This is a genomic window from Streptomyces davaonensis JCM 4913 (assembly GCF_000349325.1).
Classification (GTDB): domain Bacteria; phylum Actinomycetota; class Actinomycetes; order Streptomycetales; family Streptomycetaceae; genus Streptomyces; species Streptomyces davaonensis.
Map to the genome: position 1 here is coordinate 9,071,307 of NC_020504.1, position 23,161 is coordinate 9,094,467.

At 73.2% G+C, this 23,161-nt stretch carries 21 protein-coding genes; 10 read left to right on the plus strand and 11 right to left on the minus strand.

Translation table 11 applies throughout. The annotated features are described in order from the left end of the window. The first annotated feature begins 7 nt into the window (after positions 1 to 7). Complete coding sequence (locus tag BN159_RS40235) at positions 8 to 889, plus strand: universal stress protein (protein ID WP_015662824.1); 882 nt, start codon at positions 8 to 10, stop codon at positions 887 to 889. A 2-nt stretch (positions 890 to 891) separates the two neighbouring features. Beyond that, a complete protein-coding gene (locus BN159_RS40240) occupies positions 892 to 3,555 on the plus strand; it encodes a cation-translocating P-type ATPase (protein WP_015662825.1) in 2,664 nt (887 codons plus the stop codon). Positions 3,556 to 3,759: 204 nt separating this feature from the next. Here the strand turns inward: BN159_RS40240 and BN159_RS40245 are convergent, their stop codons facing one another. From BN159_RS40245 to BN159_RS40255, 3 genes are all read right to left on the minus strand, one after another. Further along, positions 3,760 to 4,461 carry a response regulator gene (locus tag BN159_RS40245; RefSeq protein ID WP_015662826.1) on the minus strand — a complete coding sequence of 234 codons (702 nt, stop codon included), beginning with the start codon at positions 4,459 to 4,461 and terminating at the stop codon, positions 3,760 to 3,762. A 95-nt stretch (positions 4,462 to 4,556) separates the two neighbouring features. Continuing rightward, positions 4,557 to 5,228, minus strand: coding sequence for a CBS domain-containing protein (locus tag BN159_RS40250; protein WP_015662827.1), 672 nt, complete (start codon positions 5,226 to 5,228; stop codon positions 4,557 to 4,559). A gap of 48 nt (positions 5,229 to 5,276) precedes the next feature. Next, positions 5,277 to 5,717, minus strand: a complete 441-nt coding sequence (locus BN159_RS40255; protein WP_015662828.1) for a cyclic nucleotide-binding domain-containing protein — start codon at positions 5,715 to 5,717, stop codon at positions 5,277 to 5,279. Positions 5,718 to 5,999: 282 nt separating this feature from the next. On the opposite strand from BN159_RS40255, the gene BN159_RS40260 reads away from it, so the two are divergent. The 4 genes from BN159_RS40260 (at position 6,000) to BN159_RS40275 (ending at position 9,614) form a co-directional block, all read left to right on the plus strand. Further along, positions 6,000 to 6,632 carry a DoxX family membrane protein gene (locus BN159_RS40260; protein ID WP_015662829.1) on the plus strand — a complete coding sequence of 211 codons (633 nt, stop codon included), beginning with the start codon at positions 6,000 to 6,002 and terminating at the stop codon, positions 6,630 to 6,632. Positions 6,633 to 6,771: 139 nt separating this feature from the next. Beyond that, a complete protein-coding gene (locus BN159_RS40265; protein WP_015662830.1) occupies positions 6,772 to 7,677 on the plus strand; it encodes a universal stress protein in 906 nt (301 codons plus the stop codon). Between the two features lie 36 nt (positions 7,678 to 7,713). Continuing rightward, positions 7,714 to 8,736, plus strand: coding sequence for a zinc-dependent alcohol dehydrogenase (locus BN159_RS40270; RefSeq protein ID WP_015662831.1), 1,023 nt, complete (start codon positions 7,714 to 7,716; stop codon positions 8,734 to 8,736). Next, positions 8,733 to 9,614: a universal stress protein gene (locus BN159_RS40275; protein WP_015662832.1), complete on the plus strand. Its 882-nt coding sequence runs from the start codon at positions 8,733 to 8,735 to the stop codon at positions 9,612 to 9,614. The genes BN159_RS40270 and BN159_RS40275 overlap by 4 nt, the downstream gene beginning before the upstream one ends. 5 nt (positions 9,615 to 9,619) lie before the next feature. On the opposite strand, the gene ppk2 is transcribed toward BN159_RS40275, so the two are convergent. Next, positions 9,620 to 10,423: a polyphosphate kinase 2 gene (ppk2, locus tag BN159_RS40280; RefSeq protein WP_015662833.1), complete on the minus strand. Its 804-nt coding sequence runs from the start codon at positions 10,421 to 10,423 to the stop codon at positions 9,620 to 9,622. A gap of 49 nt (positions 10,424 to 10,472) precedes the next feature. Between ppk2 and BN159_RS40285 the strand changes: the two genes are divergently transcribed. From BN159_RS40285 to BN159_RS40300, 4 genes are all read left to right on the plus strand, one after another. Continuing rightward, entirely contained in the window at positions 10,473 to 12,854 is a 2,382-nt protein-coding gene (locus BN159_RS40285) for a phosphoketolase family protein (protein ID WP_015662834.1), read from the plus strand. 180 nt (positions 12,855 to 13,034) lie between these two features. Beyond that, entirely contained in the window at positions 13,035 to 15,725 is a 2,691-nt protein-coding gene (locus BN159_RS40290) for a bifunctional acetate--CoA ligase family protein/GNAT family N-acetyltransferase (RefSeq protein WP_015662835.1), read from the plus strand. A 12-nt stretch (positions 15,726 to 15,737) separates the two neighbouring features. Continuing rightward, positions 15,738 to 16,469 carry a CBS domain-containing protein gene (locus BN159_RS40295; RefSeq protein ID WP_015662836.1) on the plus strand — a complete coding sequence of 244 codons (732 nt, stop codon included), beginning with the start codon at positions 15,738 to 15,740 and terminating at the stop codon, positions 16,467 to 16,469. A gap of 38 nt (positions 16,470 to 16,507) precedes the next feature. Further along, complete coding sequence (locus tag BN159_RS40300; protein ID WP_015662837.1) at positions 16,508 to 17,005, plus strand: flavodoxin domain-containing protein; 498 nt, start codon at positions 16,508 to 16,510, stop codon at positions 17,003 to 17,005. 5 nt (positions 17,006 to 17,010) lie between these two features. Here the strand turns inward: BN159_RS40300 and hypE are convergent, their stop codons facing one another. Genes hypE through BN159_RS40335 form a run of 7 tightly spaced genes read right to left on the minus strand, consistent with a single transcriptional unit; the run spans position 17,011 to position 23,160 of the window. Further along, positions 17,011 to 18,045: a hydrogenase expression/formation protein HypE gene (gene hypE, locus BN159_RS40305; protein ID WP_015662838.1), complete on the minus strand. Its 1,035-nt coding sequence runs from the start codon at positions 18,043 to 18,045 to the stop codon at positions 17,011 to 17,013. Continuing rightward, positions 18,042 to 19,145 carry a hydrogenase formation protein HypD gene (gene hypD, locus BN159_RS40310; protein ID WP_015662839.1) on the minus strand — a complete coding sequence of 368 codons (1,104 nt, stop codon included), beginning with the start codon at positions 19,143 to 19,145 and terminating at the stop codon, positions 18,042 to 18,044. Before hypD ends, hypE begins: the two co-directional genes overlap by 4 nt. Positions 19,146 to 19,169: 24 nt before the next feature. Beyond that, positions 19,170 to 19,790: a CBS domain-containing protein gene (locus tag BN159_RS40315; RefSeq protein WP_015662840.1), complete on the minus strand. Its 621-nt coding sequence runs from the start codon at positions 19,788 to 19,790 to the stop codon at positions 19,170 to 19,172. Then, positions 19,783 to 21,144, minus strand: coding sequence for a Ni/Fe hydrogenase subunit alpha (locus BN159_RS40320; RefSeq protein ID WP_015662841.1), 1,362 nt, complete (start codon positions 21,142 to 21,144; stop codon positions 19,783 to 19,785). Before BN159_RS40320 ends, BN159_RS40315 begins: the two co-directional genes overlap by 8 nt. Then, on the minus strand, positions 21,141 to 21,893 hold the full coding sequence (locus tag BN159_RS40325) for an NADH-quinone oxidoreductase subunit B family protein (protein WP_015662842.1): 753 nt from the start codon (positions 21,891 to 21,893) through the stop codon (positions 21,141 to 21,143). Before BN159_RS40325 ends, BN159_RS40320 begins: the two co-directional genes overlap by 4 nt. Further along, positions 21,893 to 22,699, minus strand: a complete 807-nt coding sequence (locus BN159_RS40330) for an FAD/NAD(P)-binding protein (RefSeq protein WP_015662843.1) — start codon at positions 22,697 to 22,699, stop codon at positions 21,893 to 21,895. The genes BN159_RS40325 and BN159_RS40330 overlap by 1 nt, the downstream gene beginning before the upstream one ends. Then, positions 22,696 to 23,160, minus strand: coding sequence for a Crp/Fnr family transcriptional regulator (locus BN159_RS40335; RefSeq protein ID WP_015662844.1), 465 nt, complete (start codon positions 23,158 to 23,160; stop codon positions 22,696 to 22,698). Before BN159_RS40335 ends, BN159_RS40330 begins: the two co-directional genes overlap by 4 nt. Position 23,161 lies beyond the last annotated feature (1 nt).

Genomic DNA, 23,161 nt, shown 5'->3' on the forward strand with positions numbered 1-23,161 from the left:
ACCGGCGATGAACGGTCCTGTGGTCGTGGGAGTGGACGGCTCGGAGTCGAGCCTGTCCGCGGTGGAGATCGCCGCCCGGGAGGCCGCCCTACGGGGCGTGGGCCTGCGGCTGGTGCACGCCTTCGGGTGGCCGTCGCTGCACGTGCCGCCCCGGGTGCCGCCCTGGAGCCCGGCGAGCGCCGGGGTGCGCGAGCTGATCGACGGCACCCTCACCGAGGCCGAACGGCGGGCGCACACGATCGCACCCCATCTGGACATCGCCCGCGAAGTCGTCGTCGGCGAGCCGCTGATGGTGCTGGAACTCGAGACGCGGACCGCCTCCCTGGCCGTCGTCGGCAGCCGGGGACTGAGCCGCTTCGGCAGCCTGCTGCTCGGCTCCACCGCCGGGCACCTCGCCGCCCACGGCCGCTGTCCCGTCCTGATCGTGCGGGGCAGGCCCGAACCGGCCGGACCGGTCCTGCTGGCCGTGGACGGCTCGCCCCGCTCCGAGGCCGCCGTCGAGTTCGCCTTCGCGCACGCCTCGCTGCACGGCACGGGCCTGCTGGCCCTGCACGCCTGGAACACCCGCACCGAACGGGTCTACGACTCCCCGGGCGACCCGCCCTTCGTCACCTACGACGAGGACCGCCTGCACGACGAGGAGGAGCGGGTGCTCGCCGAGGCGCTCGGCGGACTGGGGGAGAAGTACCCGGACGTCGAGGTGGAGCGCCGGCTGGTGCGCGGCCGGATCCGGCACACGCTGATCGAGGCCACCGCCGAGGCCGGTCTCGTCGTGGTCGGGGCCCGCGGCCGCGGCGGCTTCACCGGGCTCCTGCTCGGCTCGGTCAGCCAGGCCGTCCTGCACCACGCCGAGTGTCCGGTCGCCGTCGTACGCACCGAAACGGAGTAGTCATGGACGGGCGAGCGACCACGGCGGTCGCGGGGGAGGGCGTCCATGAACTCGCCGCCGAGGCTGTGGCGGCCCGGCTGGGAGTCGACCCGGCGACCGGACTGAGCGGCGCCGAGGCCGCCGCACGGGCGGCGGAACACGGGCCCAACCGGCTGGCCGAACCGGCCCGCCGCCCGGAGTGGCTGAAGTTCCTCGACCAGTTCCGCAACTGGTTGATCGGCATCCTGCTGATCGCGGCCGTGGTGGCCGCGGTGATCGGCGACATCAAGGACGCGGTGGTGATCACCGTCGTCCTCCAGATCAACGCGGTGCTCGGCTACCTCCAGGAGCGGCGCGCCGAGCGCAGCCTGGAGGCGCTGCGCCGGATGCTCGTCCCCACCGCCCGGGTCCGCCGCGACGGCGCCGACCGCGAGATCGAGGCGCAGGCGCTGGTCCCGGGGGACGTGGTCCTGCTGGAGGCGGGTGACCGGGTTCCGGCGGACGGACGGCTGACCGTCGCGGAGTCGGTGGAGGTCGCCGAGGCCGCCCTGACCGGCGAGTCCCAGCCGGTCGTCAAGAGCGTCGGGCCGACCGGTCCGGTGCCGCTCGCCGAGCGCACCGGCATGCTGTTCATGAACACCGCGCTCACCCGGGGCCGCGCCGAGATGATCGTCACGGCCACCGGGATGCGGACCGAACTCGGCGCCATCGCCGAGGCGTTGCGCACCGGCGCGGAACCGCCGAGCCCGCTCCAGGTCCAGCTGGACAGCCTCGGCCGCCGCCTGGCCCTGCTCAGCGGCGTCGCCGTCGCCGCGTACGCGCTGGTGGCGCTGGTGCGCGGCGAGGGACTCGGGGACCTCGCCCTGCGCGCCGTGGCGCTGGCCGTCGCCGCCATCCCCGAGGGACTGCCGGCCGTGCTCGCCCTGACCCTGGCCCTCGGCGTCCACCGCATGGCCCGCCGCGGCGCCATCGTCAAGCGCCTGGCCTCGGTGGAGTCACTCGGCTCGGCGACGGTGGTGTGCAGCGACAAGACCGGCACCCTGACCCTGAACGAGATGACCGTCCGCTCCCTGTGGACCGCCGGACGCCTCTACGACGTCACCGGCGAGGGCTACGACACCCGGGGCGCCGTCCGCGACAGCGCGGGCACCGACCGCTCCGAGGAACTCCGGGACGCCGTCCTGCCGTTCGCGCTGTGCAACGACGCCCGTCTCACCGAGGACGGCTTCGTCGGCGACCCGACGGAGGCGGCTCTGGTCGTCCTCGCCGCCAAGACCGGCATGGACGCCGACGGACTGCGCGCCGAGCTGCCGCGCGCCGCCGAACTGCCCTTCGACGCCGCCACGAAGTACATGGCCACCTTCCACACCGAGCCCGACGGACGCACCCGCGTCCACGTCAAGGGCGCGGTGGACGTCCTGCTGGAGCACTGCGCCGAGGTGGTCACCGGTGAGGGCGCGGCGGAACTCGACGACGGGCGCCGGGCCGAGGTCCGCGCCGTGACCTCACGACTGGGCGGCGCAGGCCTGCGGGTCCTGGGCGCCGCCACCGCCGTAGTCGACGGACCGCCCGCCCCCTCCCGGCTGCCCGCCCTCACCCTCGTGTCGGTCGCCGGGATCGCCGATCCGCCGCGTCCGCAGGCCCGGGACGCGATGGCCCTGTGCCGGTCGGCCGGCGTCGAGGTGAAGATGATCACCGGTGATCATGCCGACACCGCGGCGGCCATCGCGCGCGAGCTGGACATCCGCGGCGCGGTGGTGACCGGCGCCGAGCTGGCGGAGATGACCGAGGAACAACTGGCCGAACGCATCGAGGGCATCGGGGTGTTCGCCCGGGTCGCCCCCGAGCACAAGGTCACCATCGTGCGGGCGCTGACCGGCCGCGGGCACATCGTCGCCATGACGGGCGACGGCGTGAACGACGCGGCGGCGCTGCGGGCCGCGCACATCGGCGTGGCGATGGGCCGCACCGGCACGGACGTGGCCAAGGAGGCCGCCGACGTGGTCCTCACCGACGACGACTTCTCCACGATCGTGCGGGCCGTGCGCGAGGGCCGGGCCATCTACGACAACATCGTCAAGTTCGTCCGTTTCCAGCTGTCCACCAACGTCGGCGCCATCCTGACCCTGCTCGGCGCCTCCCTGGCCGGACTGCCCGCCCCGCTGACCGCGGCCCAGCTCCTGTGGATCAACATCATCATGGACGGTCCGCCCGCGATGGCCCTGGCCGTCGACCCGGCCCGCGACGACGTGATGCGGCACCCGCCGCGCGACCCCGACGAGCGGATCCTGGACGCCCGCCGCCTGCTGGCCGTCACCCGGGCCGGCGCGGTCATGGCCCTGGGCACGGTGGGTCTGCTGGCCCTGGCCCGCGAACGGGTCGCCACGGACACCGCGCTGACCATGGCGTTCACCACGTTCGTGCTGTTCCAGCTGGTCAACTCGCTCAGCGCCCGCGCGGACGACGGCCCGCTGCTGGGCCGCCACCAACTGCGCAACCGGACCCTGTGGCTGTGCCTGGCCGGTGTACTGGCCGTGCAGGTCGCCGCCGTCCATGTGCCCTGGATGCGCAGCGTGTTCGGCACGGTCCCGCTCGACGCGGCCCAGTGGGCCGTGTGCGCGGCGACGGCCTCCACGGTGCTGCTGGTGGAGCTGGCCGTGCGCGCCCTACGGCGCGGTGCGCGCTAGGGCCTGTCGTCAAATTCCCGCCTGCCGCGCGACGCCTGGCACGCACTCCCCCAGAGGGGGGGGGACCCCCAGCCGCGTTGCCGAAACGCCCACGTGACTCCTCCCCCACGCTCGAACCGGCTTCGCACGGCTCGCGCGGGGGCACCCCCATCGCCGCCGCGCGGCCCGCCCTCCGGGCGGACGACGGGAATTTGACGACAGGCCCTAGGCGGAGGGGCGCCCGGACTGCTCCGGCTGCTCCAGATGCGTGGCCAGCACCGCCGCCTGCACCCGACGCTGGACGCCCAGCTTGGCCAGCAGCCGGGAGATGTGGTTCTTGACGGTCTTCTCCGACAGGTACAGCCGCTTGCCGATCTCGCGGTTGGTCAGCCCGTCCCCGATCAGCGCCAGGATCTCCCGCTCGCGCGGCGACAGTCCGGCCAGCTCGGGCGCCTCGGCCGGTTCCGCCGCGGGTTCGGTGCGCAGGGACTTCATCAGCCGGGCCGTCGTCGCGGGGTCCAGCATCGACTGGCCGGAGGCGACCGTACGGACCGCCGCGACCAGGTCGGAGCCGCGGATCTGCTTCAGGACATAGCCAGAGGCCCCGGCCATGATCGCGTCCAGCAGGGCGTCCTCGTCGTCGAAGGAGGTCAGCATCAGGACGGCGAGTTCCGGCATCCGGCTGCGCAGCTCGCGGCAGACGGTGATGCCGTCGCCGTCGGGCAGGCGCACGTCCAGGACGGCCACGTGGGGCCGTACGGCGGGGGCGCGGACGAGGGCATGCTCGGCGTTCGCGGCGTCGCCGACCACGGAGATGTCGGGCTCGGCGTCCAGCAGGTCGGACACCCCGCGCCGCACCACCTCGTGATCGTCCAGCAGGAAGACGCGGATCGGATCCTGCGCCGTGAAGGTACGTGACTCGGTCATCTCGACCCCTTGGTCCCCGGGCTGTGGACGGACTGCGGGCCGCCCATACGACGATCGTCACCCGCCGGGGCCGAAGCTACCAGGGCCGATCGGCCCTAACCGCCGAATGCCCCGTCCGGATCCGCGTGCCCGTCGAGTGCGAACCGCACGTCCACGACCCCCTCGACCGCCCGCGCCAGCCGCGCCGCCACGGGCACCAGGGAGGTGTCCCGGACCCGCCCGCCCAGCCGGACGACGCCCTCGTGGACCGAGACCCGCACCGCCGAGGCCGGAGCCGGGAAGAGGTAGGCCACCACCTCGCGGCGGACCTCCTCGGCGATCTCCTCGTCGTCCCGCAGGAACACCTTCAGCAGATCGGAACGGCTGACCACGCCCTCGAGCCGGTCGGTGTCCCCCACCACGGGCAGCCGCTTGACGCGCGCCCGCGCCATGATCCGGGCGGCCTGCGCCAGCGTCGTCTCCGCCCGGACGGTCAGGGCGGGCGAGGTCATCAGCTCGCCGGCCGTCACCGAGCCGGCCTTGGCCAGGTCGGACAGCCGGCGCAGCTGGGTGTAGCGGTCCGGGTCGCTGTCGCGGAACTCCTCCTTGGGCAGCAGATCGGCCTCGGAGACGACCCCGAGGACCCGGCGTCCGCCGTCCACCACCACAAGGGCGCTGACCTTCCGGTCGTGCAGCGTGCGCACGACGTCCTTGAAGGCGGCGTCCCGGCGGACGACGGCGACGTCGCGGGTCATCACATCACTGACGACATGCGGGGATCCGTGCACGGTGACTCCTTGGTCCGGTGCGGTCCGGGTGCGAGCGCTGAGCGCCGCTCAGCGGTACAGGTCGAGCAGCCGGGTGCGGGCCGCCTGGAGCCGGTGGGACACGATCTCGCCCACCCAGCAGGCGAGGGAGCGGCCGAACTCGGGGTCGGCCGCGCTCATGGACCGGACGACCTCGGCGTCGAACTCGAACGCGCGCAGCGGCGTCGCGGCCTCGGCGCCCAGGTGCCAGACGTGCGGGGTGAGCAGCCAGGACCAGCCGACGAGGTCGTTGTGTCCGAGCGACTCGATGACGGCGGCCCGACGGCCGGGGACCCGCATGTCGAGTTCGACCGTGCCGGTACGGATGATCCAGAAGCGGTCGGCGCGACCGCCCTCCTCGAACAGCCGCGTCCCGGCCGGGAACGACACCTCCCGGGCGATCGCCATCAGCCGCTGCCGGTGCTCGGCGGGCAGTGCCCTCGGCAGGCTCTGGGTGACAGGGACGTTCATGGCGGGCCTCCACTCAGGCGTGCCGCAGTTACCACCTCCAGCGTGTGCGGGCGGGGACCCGCGGACCATGGGCCACTCGGCCCCGCCGTGAAGCCCTTCGGCACCGGGTGCGCCGGGACGGTCCCATGCCGCACCGCGGCCCCGGCCGACGCGGTCCGACAGGGCCTTCAGAAGGGGCCGTTCAGCCCCCTTGCGGCCGACCTTCGGCACCGGGCGGCGGAGTTGGCAGTGGCACGACAGTGGCTTCGTCAGCACAACGAATCCGCTTGAAGGGACCAGATCATGGCCGTGCACGAGCACCCTCACCGGACCCACGGGTTCCATCTGCCCGCGCTCCGCAGGAACCGTACGGCGTCCCCCACCGCGGACACCGCGCAGGACGCCGCCGTCACCATCACCGGAGTGGCCGCCTACGCGCTGGCCTCCCTCCGGCTGCTGACCGGGTTCGTCTTCCTGTGGGCCTTCCTCGACAAGACGTTCGGGTTCGGCTACGCCACCCAGTCCGGCAACGGCTGGATCGACGGCGGATCGCCGACCGAGGGCTTCCTCGGCCATGTGGCCGTCGGCCCGATGGAGTCCACCTTCCACGACTGGGCCGGGGACGCCTGGGCGGACTGGCTGTTCATGCTCGGTCTGCTCGGCATCGGCCTCGCGCTGATCGCGGGCATCGGACTGCGCCTGGCCGCCGTCGCCGGCACCGCCATGATGGCGCTGATGTGGATCGCCGAGTGGCCGCCGGCCAAGCACCTCTCGGACGGCTCGCCCAGCATGTCGTCGAACCCCTTCGTCGACTACCACCTGATCTACGCCGTCGTCCTGATCGCCCTCGCGGCGACCGGCGCGGGCGCCGTCTGGGGGCTCGGGAAGGTGTGGGCCAAGCTCCCCTTCGTCAGCCGCAACCCCTGGCTGCGGTGACCCCGGCGAGCACGGCGGGCCCCCGCCCCGGGGCCCGCCGTGTGGGCCGGTCGGTCCCGGCCGGGGACCTGCGGCCCCTGCCCGCCCACCCCTTTCCGGCCGAGGCTTGAAACAGATCCACCGATCAGGAGGCAACACCATGGTCCGCACTGTCGTCGCAGGTCTCGACGGATCGCCCGAGAGCCGGGCCGCCGCGGAATGGGCGGCTCGCGAGGCGAAGCTGCTCGGCCTGCCGCTGAAGATCGTCCAGGTCTGGGAACCGGTGCCGGCCCACCTCGCCCAGGCCCCGATGCTCGGTACGGAGACGCACCAGCACTGGAGTGAGCGGATCCCGCGCGAGACCGCGGAGGGACTGCGCCTGCGTCACCCGGGTGTCGAGGTGACCACGGCACAGCTCCACGGCACCCCCGCCGAGGCCCTCACCAAGGCCGCCGAGGACGCGGAGCTGATCGTCCTCGGGTCCCGCGGAATGAGCGGCCTCGGCGGGTTCATGGTCGGCTCCGTCGGCCTCTCCGTCGTCGCCCACACCGCACGGCCCGTCGTTCTGGTCCGCGCCGGTGAACAGGCCGCCGACGAACACGTGGCCGACCCGGCGGGCATCCCGTCGGCCGCCACGCCCTACCGGCCCGTCCTCCTCGGCCTCGACGCCGCCCACCCGGACGACGCCGTGCTCGAGTTCGCCTTCGAGTCGGCCGCGCGGCGGGGCACCGGCCTGCGCGTCCTGTACGGCTGGAACCTTCCGCCGTACTACGTCTACGGCCTCACCGCCGACGCGGAACTGCACGACGAGATCGCCGGACAGCACGCCGTCGAACTCGACCGGGCGCTGCGCCCCTGGCGGCAGAAGTACCCCGCCGTCGAGGTCACCGAGCAGGTCCCGGCCGGCAGCCCCGGCGTCCGTCTGGTCGACGCGGCGCAGGAGGCATCCCTGGTCGTGATCGGCCGCCGTGTCCGGCGCAGTCCGTTCGGCGCCCACATCGGCCCGGTCGCCCACGCCGTCCTGCACCACTCCACCGCCCCCGTCGCAGTCGTCGCCCACGACTGACCGACCCACCCCACCAAGGACCCAGGAGCAGCAATCATGAAGGCAGCGGTCGTACGAGCCTTCGGTGAGCCCCTCGTCATCGAGGAGCGCCCCGACCCCGAGCCGGGCCCCGGACAGGTCCGGATCAGGGTCGAGGCGTCCGGGCTGTGCCACACCGACATCCACGCCGCCCACGGCGACTGGCCCGTCAAGCCGAACCCGCCGTTCGTGCCCGGACACGAGGGCGTCGGCCTCGTCGAGCAGCTCGGCGACGGCGTCACTCATCTGACCGTGGGCCAGCGGGTCGCCGTGCCGTGGCTCGGCCGGGCCTGCGGCCGCTGCGAGCACTGCCTGTCCGGCTGGGAGACGCTGTGCGAGCAGCAGATCAACACCGGTTACGGCTGCGACGGCGGCTACGCCGAGAAGATGCTCGCCTGGGCCGACTTCGCCCAGCCCGTCCCGCAGGGCGTCGACCCGTTCGACGCCGCCCCGCTGACCTGCGCCGGCGTCACCACGTACAAGGCCCTGAAGGTCGCCGACGTGCGGCCCGCGCAGCTCGTGGCGGTCTCCGGCGTCGGCGGGCTCGGCCATCTGGCCGTGCAGTACGCGAAGATCGCCGGGGCCACGGTCGCGGCGATCGACGTCACCGACGAGAAGTTGGAACTCGCCGCCGAACTGGGCGCGGACCTCGTCATCGACGCCCGCAAGCACGACGTGGGAGAGGTCCTCAAGCGGTACGGCGGCGCCCACGCGGCCATCGCCCTCGCGGTGAACGAGGACGCCTTCGCCGCCGTCAACTCCGGGCTGCGGCGCGGCGGAAAGCTCGTCATGGTCGCGCTGCCGGCGCACGGCACGATCCAGGTCCCGATCTTCGACACCGTCCTGAACGGCACCTCGGTGATCGGCTCCATCGTCGGCACCCGGCAGGACCTCGCCGAGGTCTTCCAGCTCCACGCGGCCGGCCGCACCAAGGTCATCCGCGAGACCCGCCCGCTCGACTCCGTCAACGACTCCATCGCCGAGGTCCTGCGCGGCCAGGTCCCCGCCCGGATCGTCTTCGACCTCGGCGCGGGACGGTGAGCGCCGTGGATCGACCCCTCGTCGTGGGCGTCGACGGCTCCGAACCGAGCCTGCGCGCGGTGGACTGGGCCGCCGACGAGGCCGTCCTGCGCGGCATCCCGCTTCGGCTGGTGTACGCCTGCCTGTGGGAGCGGTACGAAGGCGCCGCACTGGCCCGGGACATCGGCAGGCCCACCGGGCAGCCCACACCGCAGGACGTCGTCGGCGCCGCCACCCGACGCGCCCACGCCCGGCAGCCCCACCTGAAGGTGACCTCCACCGTGGTGTTCGAGGAGCCCGAGTACGCGCTGGTGCACGCGGGCCGCGAGGCCGCCGCGCTGGTCGTGGGCACCCGAGGCCGCGGCGGCATCGCCGAGCTGCTGCTCGGCTCGGTCAGCCTGGCGGTGGCCGCGCACGCCGACTGCCCCGTGATCGTGCTGCGCGGCAGCCACGACAACCAGGCCACACCCCCGGTGCGCGGCCGGGTCGTCGTCGGGGTGGGGGAGCACGCCGAACCGTCGGCCGCCGTCCGCTTCGCCTACGCGGAGGCCCTGCGCCGCGGGGTCCCGCTGGACGCCGTACGCGCCTGGCGGTGCCCCGCGCACGAGAGCACCGACCACCCCTTGCTCGCCGACGCCCCCGCCCGGCTGCACGAGGAGCACGCCGAGAAGACGCTCGACGAGGCCCTGCGCGACGCCCCGCCCGACCTGGACCTGCTCCGCCGCACCGTCGAGGGCCACGCCCGCCGGGTGTTGGTGGACGCCTCGCACCACGCCGATCTGCTGGTCGTCGGCGTCAGGCGGCGGGAAGGGCACTTCGGGCTCCAGCTCGGCAGGGTCGCGCACGCGGCCCTGCACCACTCCGCCTGCCCGGTCGTCGTCGTACCGCAGCCGGAGTGAGCGGGTTACAGGCTCGCCGCGTGGTCCGGGACGTAGTTCTGGAGATCGCGCGGCGGGCGTTCGTAGCCGGTCGGTGCCGGGCGGTCCGGGAGTTCCAGGACCGGCGGGGGCACGTCCTGGTACGGCACCGAGCCCAGCAGGTGGGCGATCATGTTCAACCGGGCCCGGCGCTTGTCGTCGCTCTCCACCACGTACCAGGGCGCCTCGGAGATGTCGGTGTGGACCAGCATCTCGTCCTTCGCCCGGGAGTAGCTCTCCCAGCGGGTGATCGACTCCAGGTCCATCGGCGACAGCTTCCAGCGCCGCAGCGGATCCTCCAGGCGGCGCCGGAAGCGGTCCTGCTGCTCGGCGTCGCTGACCGAGAACCAGTACTTGCGCAACAGGATCCCGTCCTCCACGAGCATCCGCTCGAACAGGGGGCACTGGCGCAAGAAGAGCTGGTACTCGGCCTTGGTGCAGAAGCCCATCACATGCTCCACACCGGCCCGGTTGTACCAGCTGCGGTCGAACAGCACGATCTCCCCGGCGGCCGGCAGATGCTCCACGTACCGCTGGAAGTACCACTGGCTGCGTTCCCGCTCGGTCGGCTTGGGCAGGGCCGCGATCCGTGCCACGCGCGGGTTGAGGTGCTCGGTGACCCGTTTGATGGTGCCGCCCTTGCCCGCCGCGTCCCGCCCCTCGAAGATGACGACGAGGCGGGCGCCCTCGGCGCGCACCCACTCCTGCAATCGCACCAGCTCCGTCTGAAGGCGCAGCAGTTCACTCTCGTACGTCTTGCGCGGCAGCTTCTCCGCGTTGTTGCCGGCCATGCCGTCTCCCACCGCCCGTCGACCCCGTCGATGACTCAGGAGTCCTTCCATGTCCAAGGTCGAACACCAGAACAGCACCGTACTGACCGACGACGAGCTGCGCACCCTGGACGCCCACTGGCGCGCGGCCAACTACCTGGCCGCCGGACAGATCTACCTGCTCGCCAATCCGTTGCTCCGTGAGCCGTTGCGGGCCGAACACATCAAGCCGAGGCTGCTCGGCCACTGGGGCACCTCGCCCGGCCTCAACCTCGTGTACACCCACCTCAACCGGGTGATCAAGGCCCGCGGGCTGGACGCGCTGTGCGTGTGGGGCCCCGGGCACGGCGGGCCGTCGGTGGTCGCCAACTCCTGGCTGGAGGGCAGCTACAGCGACACGTATCCGGACGTCTCCCGGGACGCGGACGGCATGCGGCGGCTGTTCCGGCAGTTCTCCTTCCCCGGCGGGGTGCCCTCCCACGTGGCGCCCGAGACTCCCGGCTCCATCCATGAGGGCGGCGAGCTGGGTTACGCGCTCTCCCACGCCTACGGCGCCGCCTTCGACAACCCCGACCTCGTCGTCGCCTGCGTGGTCGGCGACGGCGAGGCGGAGACCGGACCGCTGGCCGCCTCCTGGCACTCCACCAAGTTCCTCGACCCGGTCCACGACGGTGCCGTCCTGCCGATCCTGCACCTCAACGGCTACAAGATCGCCAACCCGACGGTCCTCGCCCGGCTGCCCGAGGCCGAACTCGACGAACTGCTGCGCGGCTACGGCCATGAGCCGCTCCACGTCTCCGGCGACGACCCGGCCGTCGTCCACCGCGCCATGGCCCAGGCGTTCGACACGGCCCTGGACCGGATCGCCGAGATCCAGCGCGGCGCCCGGGAGGAGGGAGCGACCGAGCGCTCGCGGTGGCCCGTCATCGTGCTGCGCACCCCCAAGGGCTGGACCGGCCCCGCCGAGGTCGACGGCGTCCCCGTCGAGGGCACCTGGCGGGCCCACCAGGTTCCGCTCGCCGGGGTCCGCGAGAACCCGGAGCATCTGCGGCAACTGGAGCAGTGGCTGCGCTCGTACCGGCCCGAGGAGCTCTTCGACGCCGACGGGCAACCCGTACCGGACGTACTGGCGTGTCTGCCGGAGGGAGCCCGGCGCCTCGGCTCCACCCCGCGCGCCAACGGCGGCCTGCTCGTACGCGAGTTGCCGATCGACTCCCTCGACCGGTTCGCCGTACCCGTCGACAAGCCCGGCACCTCCCTGCACGAACCGACCCGGGTCCTAGGTGACTTGGTCGCCCAGGTCATGAAGGACACCCAGGACCGCAGGGACTTCCGCGTCGTCGGCCCCGACGAGACCGCCTCCAACCGGCTCCAGGCCGTCTTCGACGGCAGCGGCAAGGCGTGGCAGGCCGAGACCCTGCCCGTCGACGAACACCTCGACCGGCACGGCCGGGTCCTGGAGATCCTGTCCGAACACACCTGCCAGGGCTGGCTGGAGGGCTATCTCCTCACCGGCCGGCACGGACTGTTCTCCTGCTACGAGGCGTTCGTGCACATCGTCGACTCCATGGTCAACCAGCACATCAAGTGGCTGAAGACATCCAGGGAGCTGCCGTGGCGAGCCCCCATCGCCTCCCTCAACTACCTGCTCACCTCGCATGTGTGGCGCCAGGACCACAACGGCTTCTCCCACCAGGACCCCGGCTTCGTCGACCACGTCCTCAACAAGAGCCCCGAGGTCGTCCGGGTCTATCTCCCGCCGGACGCCAACACCCTGCTGTCGGTCGCCGATCACGCGCTGCGCAGCCGGGACTACGTCAATGTGATCGTGGCCGGGAAGCAGCCCTGCTTCGACTGGCTGTCCATGGACGCCGCCCGCGCCCACTGCGCCCGCGGCGCCGGGATCTGGGACTGGGCGGGCAGCGAGAACGGCGGCGAACCCGACGTCGTGCTCGGCTGCGCCGGTGACGTCCCGACCCAGGAGGTGCTGGCCGCGGCCCAGTTGCTCCGCCGGCACCTTCCCGGACTCGCCGTCCGGGTGGTCAACGTCGTCGACATCGCCCGGCTGATGCCGCGCGAGGAACATCCGCACGGCATGTCGGAGTTCGAGTACGACGGGCTGTTCACCGCGGACAAGCCGGTGATCTTCGCTTACCACGGCTATCCGTGGCTGATCCACCGGCTCGCCTACCGCCGCAACGGGCACCGGAACCTGCACGTACGCGGCTACAAGGAGTCCGGCACCACGACCACCCCGTTCGACATGGTGGTCCGCAACGACCTCGACCGCTACCGGCTGGTCATGGACGTCATCGACCGCGTCCCGGGCCTCGCGGTGCGCGCCGCGGCCGTACGCCAGGAGATGGCCGACGCACGCACCCGCCACCACGCCTGGATCCGCGAACACGGCACGGACATGCCGGAGATCGCGGAGTGGAGCTGGACCGCGTAGCGCTTCGCGGGGGGCCATGACGAATCTGCGGGCCGGTGCCGGCGTGTCCGCGCCCGGCCTGCTGAACCGGCCCCCGAGTCAGGGCCGACCGGCCCACCCGCTACGCCCGGACAGCCCCTGGGGGCGTCGTCCGTTCCGCTGGATCCTCGAAGTGACGAGAAGACGCGAAGGAGATCCGTGATGACGGACGACGCGCTCAGCCGGCCCACGGTCCACGCACTGCTCGCGGACGGCACCACGGTGTGCATCCGCCCGGTGCGGCGGTCCGACCGGGAGCAGGTGCTGGGCCTGTACGAGGAGATGTCCCCCGAGAATCTGCGGCTGCGGTTCTTCGTCGCGAGCCGCCGTTCCGCGGGCCTGGCCGCCGATCGGGCCTGCGGAACGGGCCGCCCCGGCTATCGGGCGCTGATGGCCGAGACGGCGGGGCACCTGATCGGGCTCGCCGAGTACGACTCCGGCGGCTCCGGAACCTCCGCCGACATCTCCATCGCGGTCGCCGACGGACTGCACCACCGCGGCGTCGGCACCCTTCTCATCGAGCACCTGGTCTCGGCGGCCCGCGCCGAGGGCATCACCACCTTCACCGCGGACGCCCTCAGCGAGAACCGGGACGTGCTGCGGCTCTTCGCCGACCTCGGGCTGCGCACCGCGCGCCGCTTCGAGGGCCCCGAGGTGCGCTGCACCATCGCCCTCGACCAGAGCGACAGCTACCTGTCGGCCGTGGAGGAACGCGGCCGGGCCGCCGACGTGGCCAGCCTCCAGCCGCTGCTGCGGCCCCGCACGGTCGCCGTCGTCGGCGCCGGACGCAAGCCGGGCTCCGTCGGCCGGGCGATCCTGCGCCGGCTGCACGCGGGCGGCTTCACCGGCCGCCTGTTCGCGGTGAACCCCGGCGCGCACGCGATCCTCGGCGTTCCGTGCCACTCCTCCGTCAGCGCCCTGCCCCTCACTCCCGACCTCGCGGTCCTCGCGGTGCCCGCCGCCGCGGTCCCGGACACCGCCGAGGAGTGCGGCAAGGCGGGTGTCCGCGCCCTCCTCGTCGTCACCGCCGGTCTCGGCGCGAGCCAGGCCGCGGCCCTGCTCGCGGCGTGCCGCAGCCACGGCATGCGCCTGGTCGGCCCCAACTGCCTCGGCCTCAGCAACACCGACCCCGCCGTGAGCCTCGACGCCACCTTCGCCGCCGGCCATCCGCACCCCGGCACCGCGGGCGTGGCCGTCCAGTCCGGCGGCGTCGGCATCGCCCTGCTCGACGGTCTGTCCCGGCTCGGCATCGGCGTCTCCTCCTTCGCCTCCCTCGGCGACAAGTACGACGTCAGCGGCAACGACCTGCTCCAGTGGTGGGAGAGCGACGACCGCACCGAACTGGCCCTGCTGCACCTGGAGTCCTTCGGCAATCCGCGCGCCTTCTCCCGCACCGCCCGCCGCGTCACCCGCCGCGTGCCGGTGCTCACCGTCGACGCCGGGCGCACCGACGCGGGCCGCCGGGCCGCCGCCTCGCACACCGCGGCCGCCGCCACCCGCACCATGACCCGCGGCGCGCTGTTCACCCAGGCCGGCATCACCGCCACCCACTCCTGCGGCGAACTCCTCGAAGCCGCCGCCCTGATGCACTCCCAGCCGCTGCCCGCCGGACCCCGCGTCGCCATCGTCACCAACGCGGGCGGAGCCGGTGTCCTCGCCGCCGACGCCTGCGCCGAGGCCGGTCTCGTACTCCCCGCACCGACCCCCGAACTCGTCGACGACCTGCTCGCCGTACTCCCCGAGGGCGCCACCGTCGGCAACCCCGTCGACGCGACCGCCGCCGTCTCGGAGGAGCAGCTCACGGCGTGCGTGGACCGGATCGTGCGGTACGGCGGCATCGACGCCGTCCTGGTGGCCCTGGTGCCGACCGCGGTCGCCGTGGCGACCGGCGACGACCTGGTCCGCGCCCTGACCGGCGCCGGGACCCGCCCGAAGCCGGTCGTCGCGGTACGCCTCGAACAGGGCCTGCCCGTCGAGCTGTTGCCCACCGAGGGCGGCGGCACCGTCCCGGCCTACGCCGAACCCCAGGCCGCGGCCCGCGCCCTGGCCCACGCCGCCCACCGCGCGGCCTGGCTGGCCCGGCCCGCCGGAACCATCCCCGACCTGGACGGCATCGACACCGCGCGGGCCCAGGCCGTGGTCGACACCTACCTCGACGCACACGCGGACGGCGGCTGGCTCGAACCCCGCGTGTGCGCCGAACTCCTCGACTGCTACGGCATCCCGCAACTGCCCTGGGCCTGGGCCGAGACCGAGGACGAGGCCGTCCTCGCCGCCGACCGGCTGCGCGGCGCCGACGGCCGGGTCGTCATGAAGGGGCACTGGCCGGGCCTGCTGCACAAGAGCGCCCAGCGCGCCGTCCACCTCGACCTCAGGGGCGACCACCAGGTGCGCGCCGCCTTCCGCGATCTGGAGACCCGGTTCGCCGGACTGCTCACCGGCGTGGTCGTGCAGCCGCTCGCCGCACGCGGCACCGAACTGTTCGCCGGAGTCGTCCAGGACGAGGTCTTCGGACCCCTGGTCCTGTTCGGACTCGGCGGCACCGCCACCGAGGTGCTCGCCGACCACGCGGCCCGGCTGGCCCCGCTCACCGACCACGACGTGCACGACCTGATCACGGCCCCGCGCTGCGCCCCGCTGCTGTTCGGCGCGCAGGGCGGCGGACCCGTCGACCTCGCCGGTCTGGAGCGGCTGCTGCTGCGGCTGTCCCGGATGGCGAGCGATCTGCCGCAGCTCGCCGAGGCCGACTTCAACCCCGTTCTCGCGACGCCGGGCGGAGTGCAGGTGCTCGACGCGCGCGTACGCCTGCTGCCCCGCAGGCACCAGGACCCCCATCTGCGCAGGCTCCGCTAGGGAGGGAAAGCCATGAGGCACAACAAGGTCGGCTCCGTCATGACCACGGAGGTCGTCCGCGCCGAGTACGGCACGCCGTTCAAGGAAGTGGCCCGGCTGCTCGGTGAGCACCGCATCAGCGGACTGCCGGTGGTGGACCAGGACGAACAGGTCATCGGCGTGATCTCCGAGACCGACCTGCTCGTCCGGCAGGCCGAGACGCCCGACCCCTACGAGCCGCGGAAGCGCTCGTGGTTCGCGGGCCTGACCCGGCAGGGCCGGACCCGGACCGCCAAGGCCAGGGCCCGCACCGCCGGCGGGCTGATGACCGAACCGCCGGTCACCGTGCACGCCGACGACACCATCGTCGAGGCCGCCCGGACCATGGCCCAGCACCGCGTGGAGCGGCTGCCCGTCCTCGACGAGGAGAACCGGCTCGTCGGCATCGTCACCCGCCGCGACCTGCTGAAGGTCTTCCTGCGGCCGGACGCGGAGATCCGCGCCGAGGTCATCGACGAGGTGCTGGTGCGGACCCTGTGGCTCACCCCGCGCGCCGTGGACGTCGCGGTCACCGAGGGCGTGGTCACGCTCTCCGGGCAACTGGAACGCAAGAGCGAGACGGAGATCGCCGTCTCGATGACCCGTCAGACGGACGGCGTGGTCGCCGTCGTCGACCGGCTCACCCACCGGCTGGACGACTCCCGGCTCCAGCCCGACGTGCAGGCCCTGCACGGAGTCGCCGACGACTGGCTGCGCAGTCTTTGAGAGGAACCGGGAAGAGAAACCGAGAAGAGGTGCCCGCCATGACCGCCAACGTGCTGGTCGCCTACGGGACGACGAACGGATCGACCGCCGAGATCGCCGAGGCAGTGGCCGCGGTCCTGCGCAAGGAGGGCTGCACCGCCGAGGCCCTGCCCGCCGCGAGCGTGGCCCGGGTGACGGACTACGACGCCGTCGTCGTCGGCGGCGGACTGTACGCGGGACGCTGGCACAAGGACGCCCGCCGCTTCCTGCGCCGCCACCGCACGGCCCTGGCCGACCGCCCGCTGTGGCTGTTCAGCAGCGGACCGCTCGACCCCTCCGCCTCCGAACGGGACATCCCGCCCGTCCCCGGACTCCGGCGCGCCATGACCCGCCTGGACGCCCGCGCGCACGTCACCTTCGGTGGCTGCCTCCAGGAAGGCGCCAAGGGCCGCATCGCGAAGATGATCATCCGCAACGGCAAGGGCGGTGACTTCCGCGACTTCGGCCGGATCGAGGAGTGGGCGGCGGGCGTCGCCCACGAACTGGACAGGGGCTGAACCGGTCAGCAGATGCGCGGCAGTTGCTCGCCGAGCGGCATCTCCACGATGCGGCGGGCGCCGACCAGGGTCCGCAGGGTCACCCGGCCGTGCGGACCCTGCGGCAGCACCTCGCCGATCCGTACGGCGGCCTCGCCCTCAGGACGTGACCGCAGGGCCGTCAGCGCCTCCTCGGCCGCCTCCGGGGCGACGAAGGCCACCAGGCAGCCCTCGTTGGCGACGACCAGCGGGTCCAGGCCGAGCAGGTCGCAGGCGGAGGCGACCGCCTGCGGCACGGGCACGTCGCTCTCCTCGATCTCCACGGCCACCGAGGAGTCGCGGGCGATCTCGTTCAGGGCCGCCGCAAGTCCGCCCCGGGTGGGGTCGCGCAGCACGTGCACGGCGTCGCCGAGCGGGGCCAGTGCCTGCACGAGCCGGTGCAGGGGCCGGGAGTCCGAGGCGATGTCGGCCTCGAAGCCGAGGCCCTCGCGGGTGCTGAGCACGGTGGTGCCGTGCAGCCCGATCGGACCGGACAGCAGCACCGCGTCCCCGGGGCGGGCCGACGCCGCGGAGGGACGCAGCAGTTCGTGCCGCTGCCCGATGCCCGTGGTGTTCACGAACAGCCGGTCGGCCGCGCCCCGCCCCACCACCTTGGTGTCTCCGGTGACCACCGGCACCCCTGCCTCCTGGGCCGCCTTCCCCAACGACTCCATGACGGACCGGAGTTCGGCCAGCGGCAGCCCCTCCTCCACGATCAGGGAGACGGACAGCGCCAGCGGCCAAGCACCGCGCATCGCGAGGTCGTTGACCGTGCCGTGCACGGCCAGCGAACCGATGTCACCGCCCGGGAAGAACAGCGGGCTGACCACGAAACTGTCGGTGCTGATCACCAGATCCGGACGCCCCGGCAGCAGCGCGGCGTCCTCCAGCGGGCCGCCGTCGCCGCCGAGGGCGGGCAGCACCAGCCGGTCGAGCAGCTCCGCGGTCAGCCGCCCGCCGGCGCCGTGGCCGAGCAGGACGACTTCGTCCTCGTGATACGGGGTGGGGCAGTCGGGGGTCATGGCGTGCTCCTCGTCGGGACGCGTCCGGCCGCGTGGAAGGCGGCACAGGTGCCCTCGGACGACACCATCGGCGCGCCGAGGGGATGGCGGGGCGTGCAGCGGGTGCCGTACGCCGGGCAGTCGGTGGGCAGCCGGGCCCCGGTGAGGATCGCGCCCGCGATGCACTCCGGGTCCTCGACGGGGCTGAGCCCGCCCACGTCGAAGCGGCGGGCGGCGTCGAACCTCTCGTACTTCTCGGCGAGTTCGAGGCCGCTGCCGGGCAGCGCCCCGATGCCGCGCCAGGACCGGTCGGTCACCCGGAACACCTCACGGACCGCGTCCTGCGCCTCGGTGTTCCCCGAGCGGCGCACGGCCCGCACGTACTGGTTCGCCACCTCGTGCCGGCCCGACTCCAGCTGCCGTACCGCCATGAGGATGCCCTCCAGCAGGTCCAGCGGCTCGAATCCGGTAACCACGATCGGCACCCGGTAGCGGGCCGCGATCGGCTCGTACTCGCGCCAGCCCATCACCGCGCACACATGCCCGGCCGCGAGGAAGGCCTGCACCTCGCAGTCCGGGTCCTCCAGCAGCGCCGTCATGGCCGGTGGCACCAGGACATGGCTGACCAGCATCGAGAAGTTCGTCAGGCCGAGCCGGGCCGCGTGCAGGACCGCGGTCGCGTTCGCGGGGGCGGTCGTCTCGAAGCCGACGGCGAGGAAGACGACTTCGCGGTCGGGGTGGGCGGCGGCCAGGCGTACGGCGTCCATCGGGGCGTAGACCACCCGGACGTCGGCGCCGCGCGCCCGCAGCGACAGCAGGTCGGTGTGGGTGCCGGGCACGCGCAGCATGTCGCCGAAGCTGGTGAGGATCACGCCGGGGCGGGCGGCGACCGCCATGGCCCGGTCCAGGGTCTCCAGCGGCGTCACGCACACCGGGCAGCCCGGTCCGTGGATCATCCGCATCCCGGCCGGCAGCAGCTCGTCGATGCCCTGCCGGACGAGGGTGTGGGTCTGACCGCCGCACACCTCCATGATCCGCCAGGGGCGCGTGGCGGTCCGCCGCAGCTCGTCCAGCAGCCGCCGGGCGAGCACGGGATCGCGGTACTCGTCGAGGTACTTCATCGGTGCGCCTTCATCGGTACGTCTTCATCGATGGGTCAGATCCAGCCGGATGTCCACGACCCCCTCCACGGCCCGCACCGCCCGCGCCAGCACGGGCACGAGCGCACGGTCGGGCAGGGCGCCGCCCAGGGTGACCACGCCCTCGGTCACCGAGACCGACAGAGGCTCGGTGAACGGGAGCTGACCGAGCACGCTGCCGCGGATCTCCTCGGCGATCTCCTCGTCGGAGCGCAGGAAGACCTTCAGCAGATCGCTGCGGCTGACCACGCCCTGCAACAGGCCGACCCCGTCCACCACCGGCAGTCGCTTGACGTGCCGGCGGGCCATGATGCGGGCAGCCTCGGCGAGGGACGCGTCCGCGTGCACGGTCACCGCGGGGGCGCTCATCAGCTCGCCCGCGGTCACCGCGCCCGCCTTGACGCGGTCCGCCAGGTCGCCCTGCTCGGTGTCCCGGAACTCCTCCTTGAGCAGCAGGTCCGCCTCGGAGACCACGCCGACGACCCGCCCCTCACCGGCCAGCACCGGCAGGGCGCTGACCTTCCACTCGTCGAGCAGCGCGACGATCTCCTTGAAGGACGCCTCGCTGCCGACGGCGACGACGGTGTGCGTCATCACATCGCTGACTCGGTACGGCGATTCAGGCATCTCCGCCTCCTGTGGTGCGGCCCGAGGTCCGGACGACCGTCAGGTCGAGGAAATGGGTCGAGCACGAGATGCACGGATCGTGGTTGCGGATGGCCCGCTCGCACAGGTCCGTCAACTCGGCGTCGTCCGGGTCGTGTTCGCTGATCGCCCGCTGGGCGAGCCGACGCAGGTCGGCCTCGATCGCGCCCTGGTTCTGCGCGGTGGGCGGCACCAGGTCGGCGCTGAGCACCGTCCCGTCCGCGGCGAGTTCGTAGCGGTGGTAGAGCACCCCGCGCGGGGCCTCGGTGGCGCCGTGGCCGACGCCCGCGACCGGCGGGACCTCCGTGTACGGGCGCTCGGGCGGCTCGTACGCCTCGATGATCCGCAGCGCCTCGGTCACCGCGTACAGGGTCTCCACCGCCCGCACCAGGATGGAGCGGAACGGGTTACGGCACACGGCACCGTCCCGCGGGTCGCCGAGCCCGGCCTCCACCGCGGCCTGGCGCGCGACCTCCGAAAGGCGCGCCCCGCCGATCGCGAACCGGGCGAGGGAGCCGGTGAGATGGACCCGCCCGTCGAGCCGGGAGTGCAGTGCGGTGGAGTGCGGCACGTGCGTCTCGGTGACCCGCCGGGTGAAGTCCCGCACGGGGAAGGAGTCCTTGCTCCCGTCGGCGCGGAGCACGGTCGGGGTGCCGCCCTCGATGGCGTACGTGTCCGGCGCGGCCAGCGCCAGCAGGTCGGCGTCGACCCGGGCGTCCGGGAACTCGAAGCCGGACACCCAGCGCACCGTGTCCCACGCGTCGTCCAGCGCCCGCCGCAAGTCCTCGGTGAGGGCGAGCAGTTCGGCACGGGCCGGGGCCCGGTGGAAGCCGCCGAGGCGGACGTTCACCGGATGCACGGCCCGCCCGCCGAGCAGTTCCATCAGCGCGTTGCCCGCCTTCTTCAGCCTGAGCCCCCGCTCCACCTCGGCGCGGTGCGTCCGGGCCAGTTCGATGGCGCTCGCGCGGCCCAGGAAGTCCGGGGCGTGCAGCAGATAGATGTGCAGGGCCTGGCTCTCGATCCACTCCCCGCAGTACAACAGCCTGCGCAGATCCCGGATCACCGGGTCGACGACGACCCCGCACGCGTCCTCGATCGCCGCGCACGCGCTCATCTGGTAGGCCACCGGACAGATCCCGCACACGCGGGCGGTGATGTCGGGCGGCTCGGTGTACGAGCGTCCGCGCAGCAGCGCTTCGAAGAACCGCGGCGGCTCGTAGATGTTCAGCCGCGCCTCGGTGACCGTGCCGTCGTGCACGCCGAGGTACAGCGCTCCCTCGCCCTCGACCCGGGACAGCGAGCCGACGTGCAGCACACGGGATCCACGGTGAGTCACCGCTCCAACTCCTTTGCGAAGGCGGTCGCGTTGAAGGTGTGCAGGAACCGCTCTACGTCCCGCTCGTCCATGCCGTCACGGCGCAGCAGCGGTATCAGCGCGGGGAGGTTCACGGACCCGGACGGGCCGAAGCAGCCGTAGCAGCCGCGGTGGTACGCCGGGCACAGCGCCCCGCAGCCCGCATGGGTCACGGGGCCGAGACAGGGGGTGCCGTGGGCGACGGTGACGCAGACCGTGCCGCGCCGCTTGCACTCGAAGCAGACACTGTGGTTCGGCACGTCGGGCTTGCGGCCGGCCAGGAACGCGGTGATCACCTCGATGAGCTGACGCCGGTCCACGGGGCAGCCGCGCAGCTCGAAGTCGACGTCCACATGGGCGGAGACGGGGGTGGAGGTGGCGAGCGTCGAGACGTACTCGGGGCGGGCGTAGACCACCCGCCGGTACTCGTCCACGTCCGCGTAGTTGCGCAGCGCCTGGATGCCGCCTGCCGTCGCGCAGGCCCCGATCGTCACCAGGTGGCGGGAGGCGGCCCGGATCGCGCGGACGCGTTCGGCGTCCTCGGCGGTGGTGACCGAACCCTCGACCAGCGACAGGTCGTAGGGGCCCGGCCGGACGGCGCTGGACGCCTCCAGGAAGTGGGCGATCTCCACCTCGCCCGCGAGCGCGAGGAGTTCGTCCTCGCAGTCCAGCAGGGTGAGCTGGCAGCCGTCGCAGGAGGCCAGTTTGAACACGGCGAGCGTGGGTGCCATCACAACTCCCTCACCGACAGCAGGGGTTCGGCCCGCTCCCAGTTCACGACCGGGCCGTCCCGGCACAGCAGCAGCGGACCGAGCTGGCAGTGTCCGCAATGGCCGGTCGCGCAGCGCATGTTGCGTTCCAGCGAGACGCGGACGCGGTCACCGGGCAGGCCACGGGCGGCGAGTTCGCGGGCGGTGGCGCGGATCATGGGTTCCGGCCCGCAGACGAACGCCACGGCGTCGGCGGGCGTGAAGTCCGCCCGGTCGAGCAGGTCGGTCACCAGACCGACGTCGCCGCGCCAGCCGTCGTCGGGCCGGTCGACGGTCACACCGGTGTACGCGGTCCGCCAGCCCTCGATCTCCTCGCGGGCGATCAGATCGGCCGGGGTGCGCGCCCCGATCAGCACGTTGACCCTGCCGTACGCCGCCGGTTCGGCCAGCGCGCGCAGGATCAGCGGGCGGAGCGGGGCGAGCCCGATGCCGCCCGCGACCACGACCACGTCCCGTCCACGGGCCCGCTGAAGCTCCCAGCCGGTGCCGTACGGCCCGCGGACGCCGAGCACATCGGCGGAGCGTGCCGCGCACAGCCCCGCCGAGACGGCACCCACCGCCCGGACGGTGTGCGCGAGCCCGCCGGTGGCCTGCACGGAACTCACCGAGACGGGGATCTCGCCGCGCCCGAAGCAGTGCACCATCGCGAACTGCCCCGGCGCGAAGTCGCCGAGCGGCGTGCCGACCGGCTCCAGACGCAGCGTCACCGTGTCGCCGGTCTCCGCCGTGCGGGCGACCACGCGGTACGGGACGGGTACGTCCGTCATGCCGCACCTCCGGTGCCGCCGGGGCCGTACAGATCGAGGAGCCGGGTCCGTGCCGCGCGCAGCCGGTGGGACAGCACCCGGCCGACCCAGTGCTCGACGGCACGCCCGAACTCGGCGTCGTTCAGGCACATCAGCCGGACGGCGACGGCGTCGAACTCGTAGGCGTTCACGGGCGTCACGGTCTCGGCGCCGAACTGCCAGACGTACGGCTCGTACAGCCAGGACCAGCCGACCAGGTCGCCGACGCCGAGGGTCTCGACGACCGGAGCCCGGCGGCCGGGCACATGCAGGTCGAGGGCGAGGGTGCCGTCCCGCACGATCCAGAAGCGGTCGGCCTGCCCGCCCTCGTCGAACAGCCGGGCGCCCTGCGGGAAGCGCATCTCGCGGCCGACGCGGAGCAGCCGGTCGCGGTGCTCGCCGGGCAGGGCGTGGTTCATGCGCAGGGCGATCGAGGGAGGCATC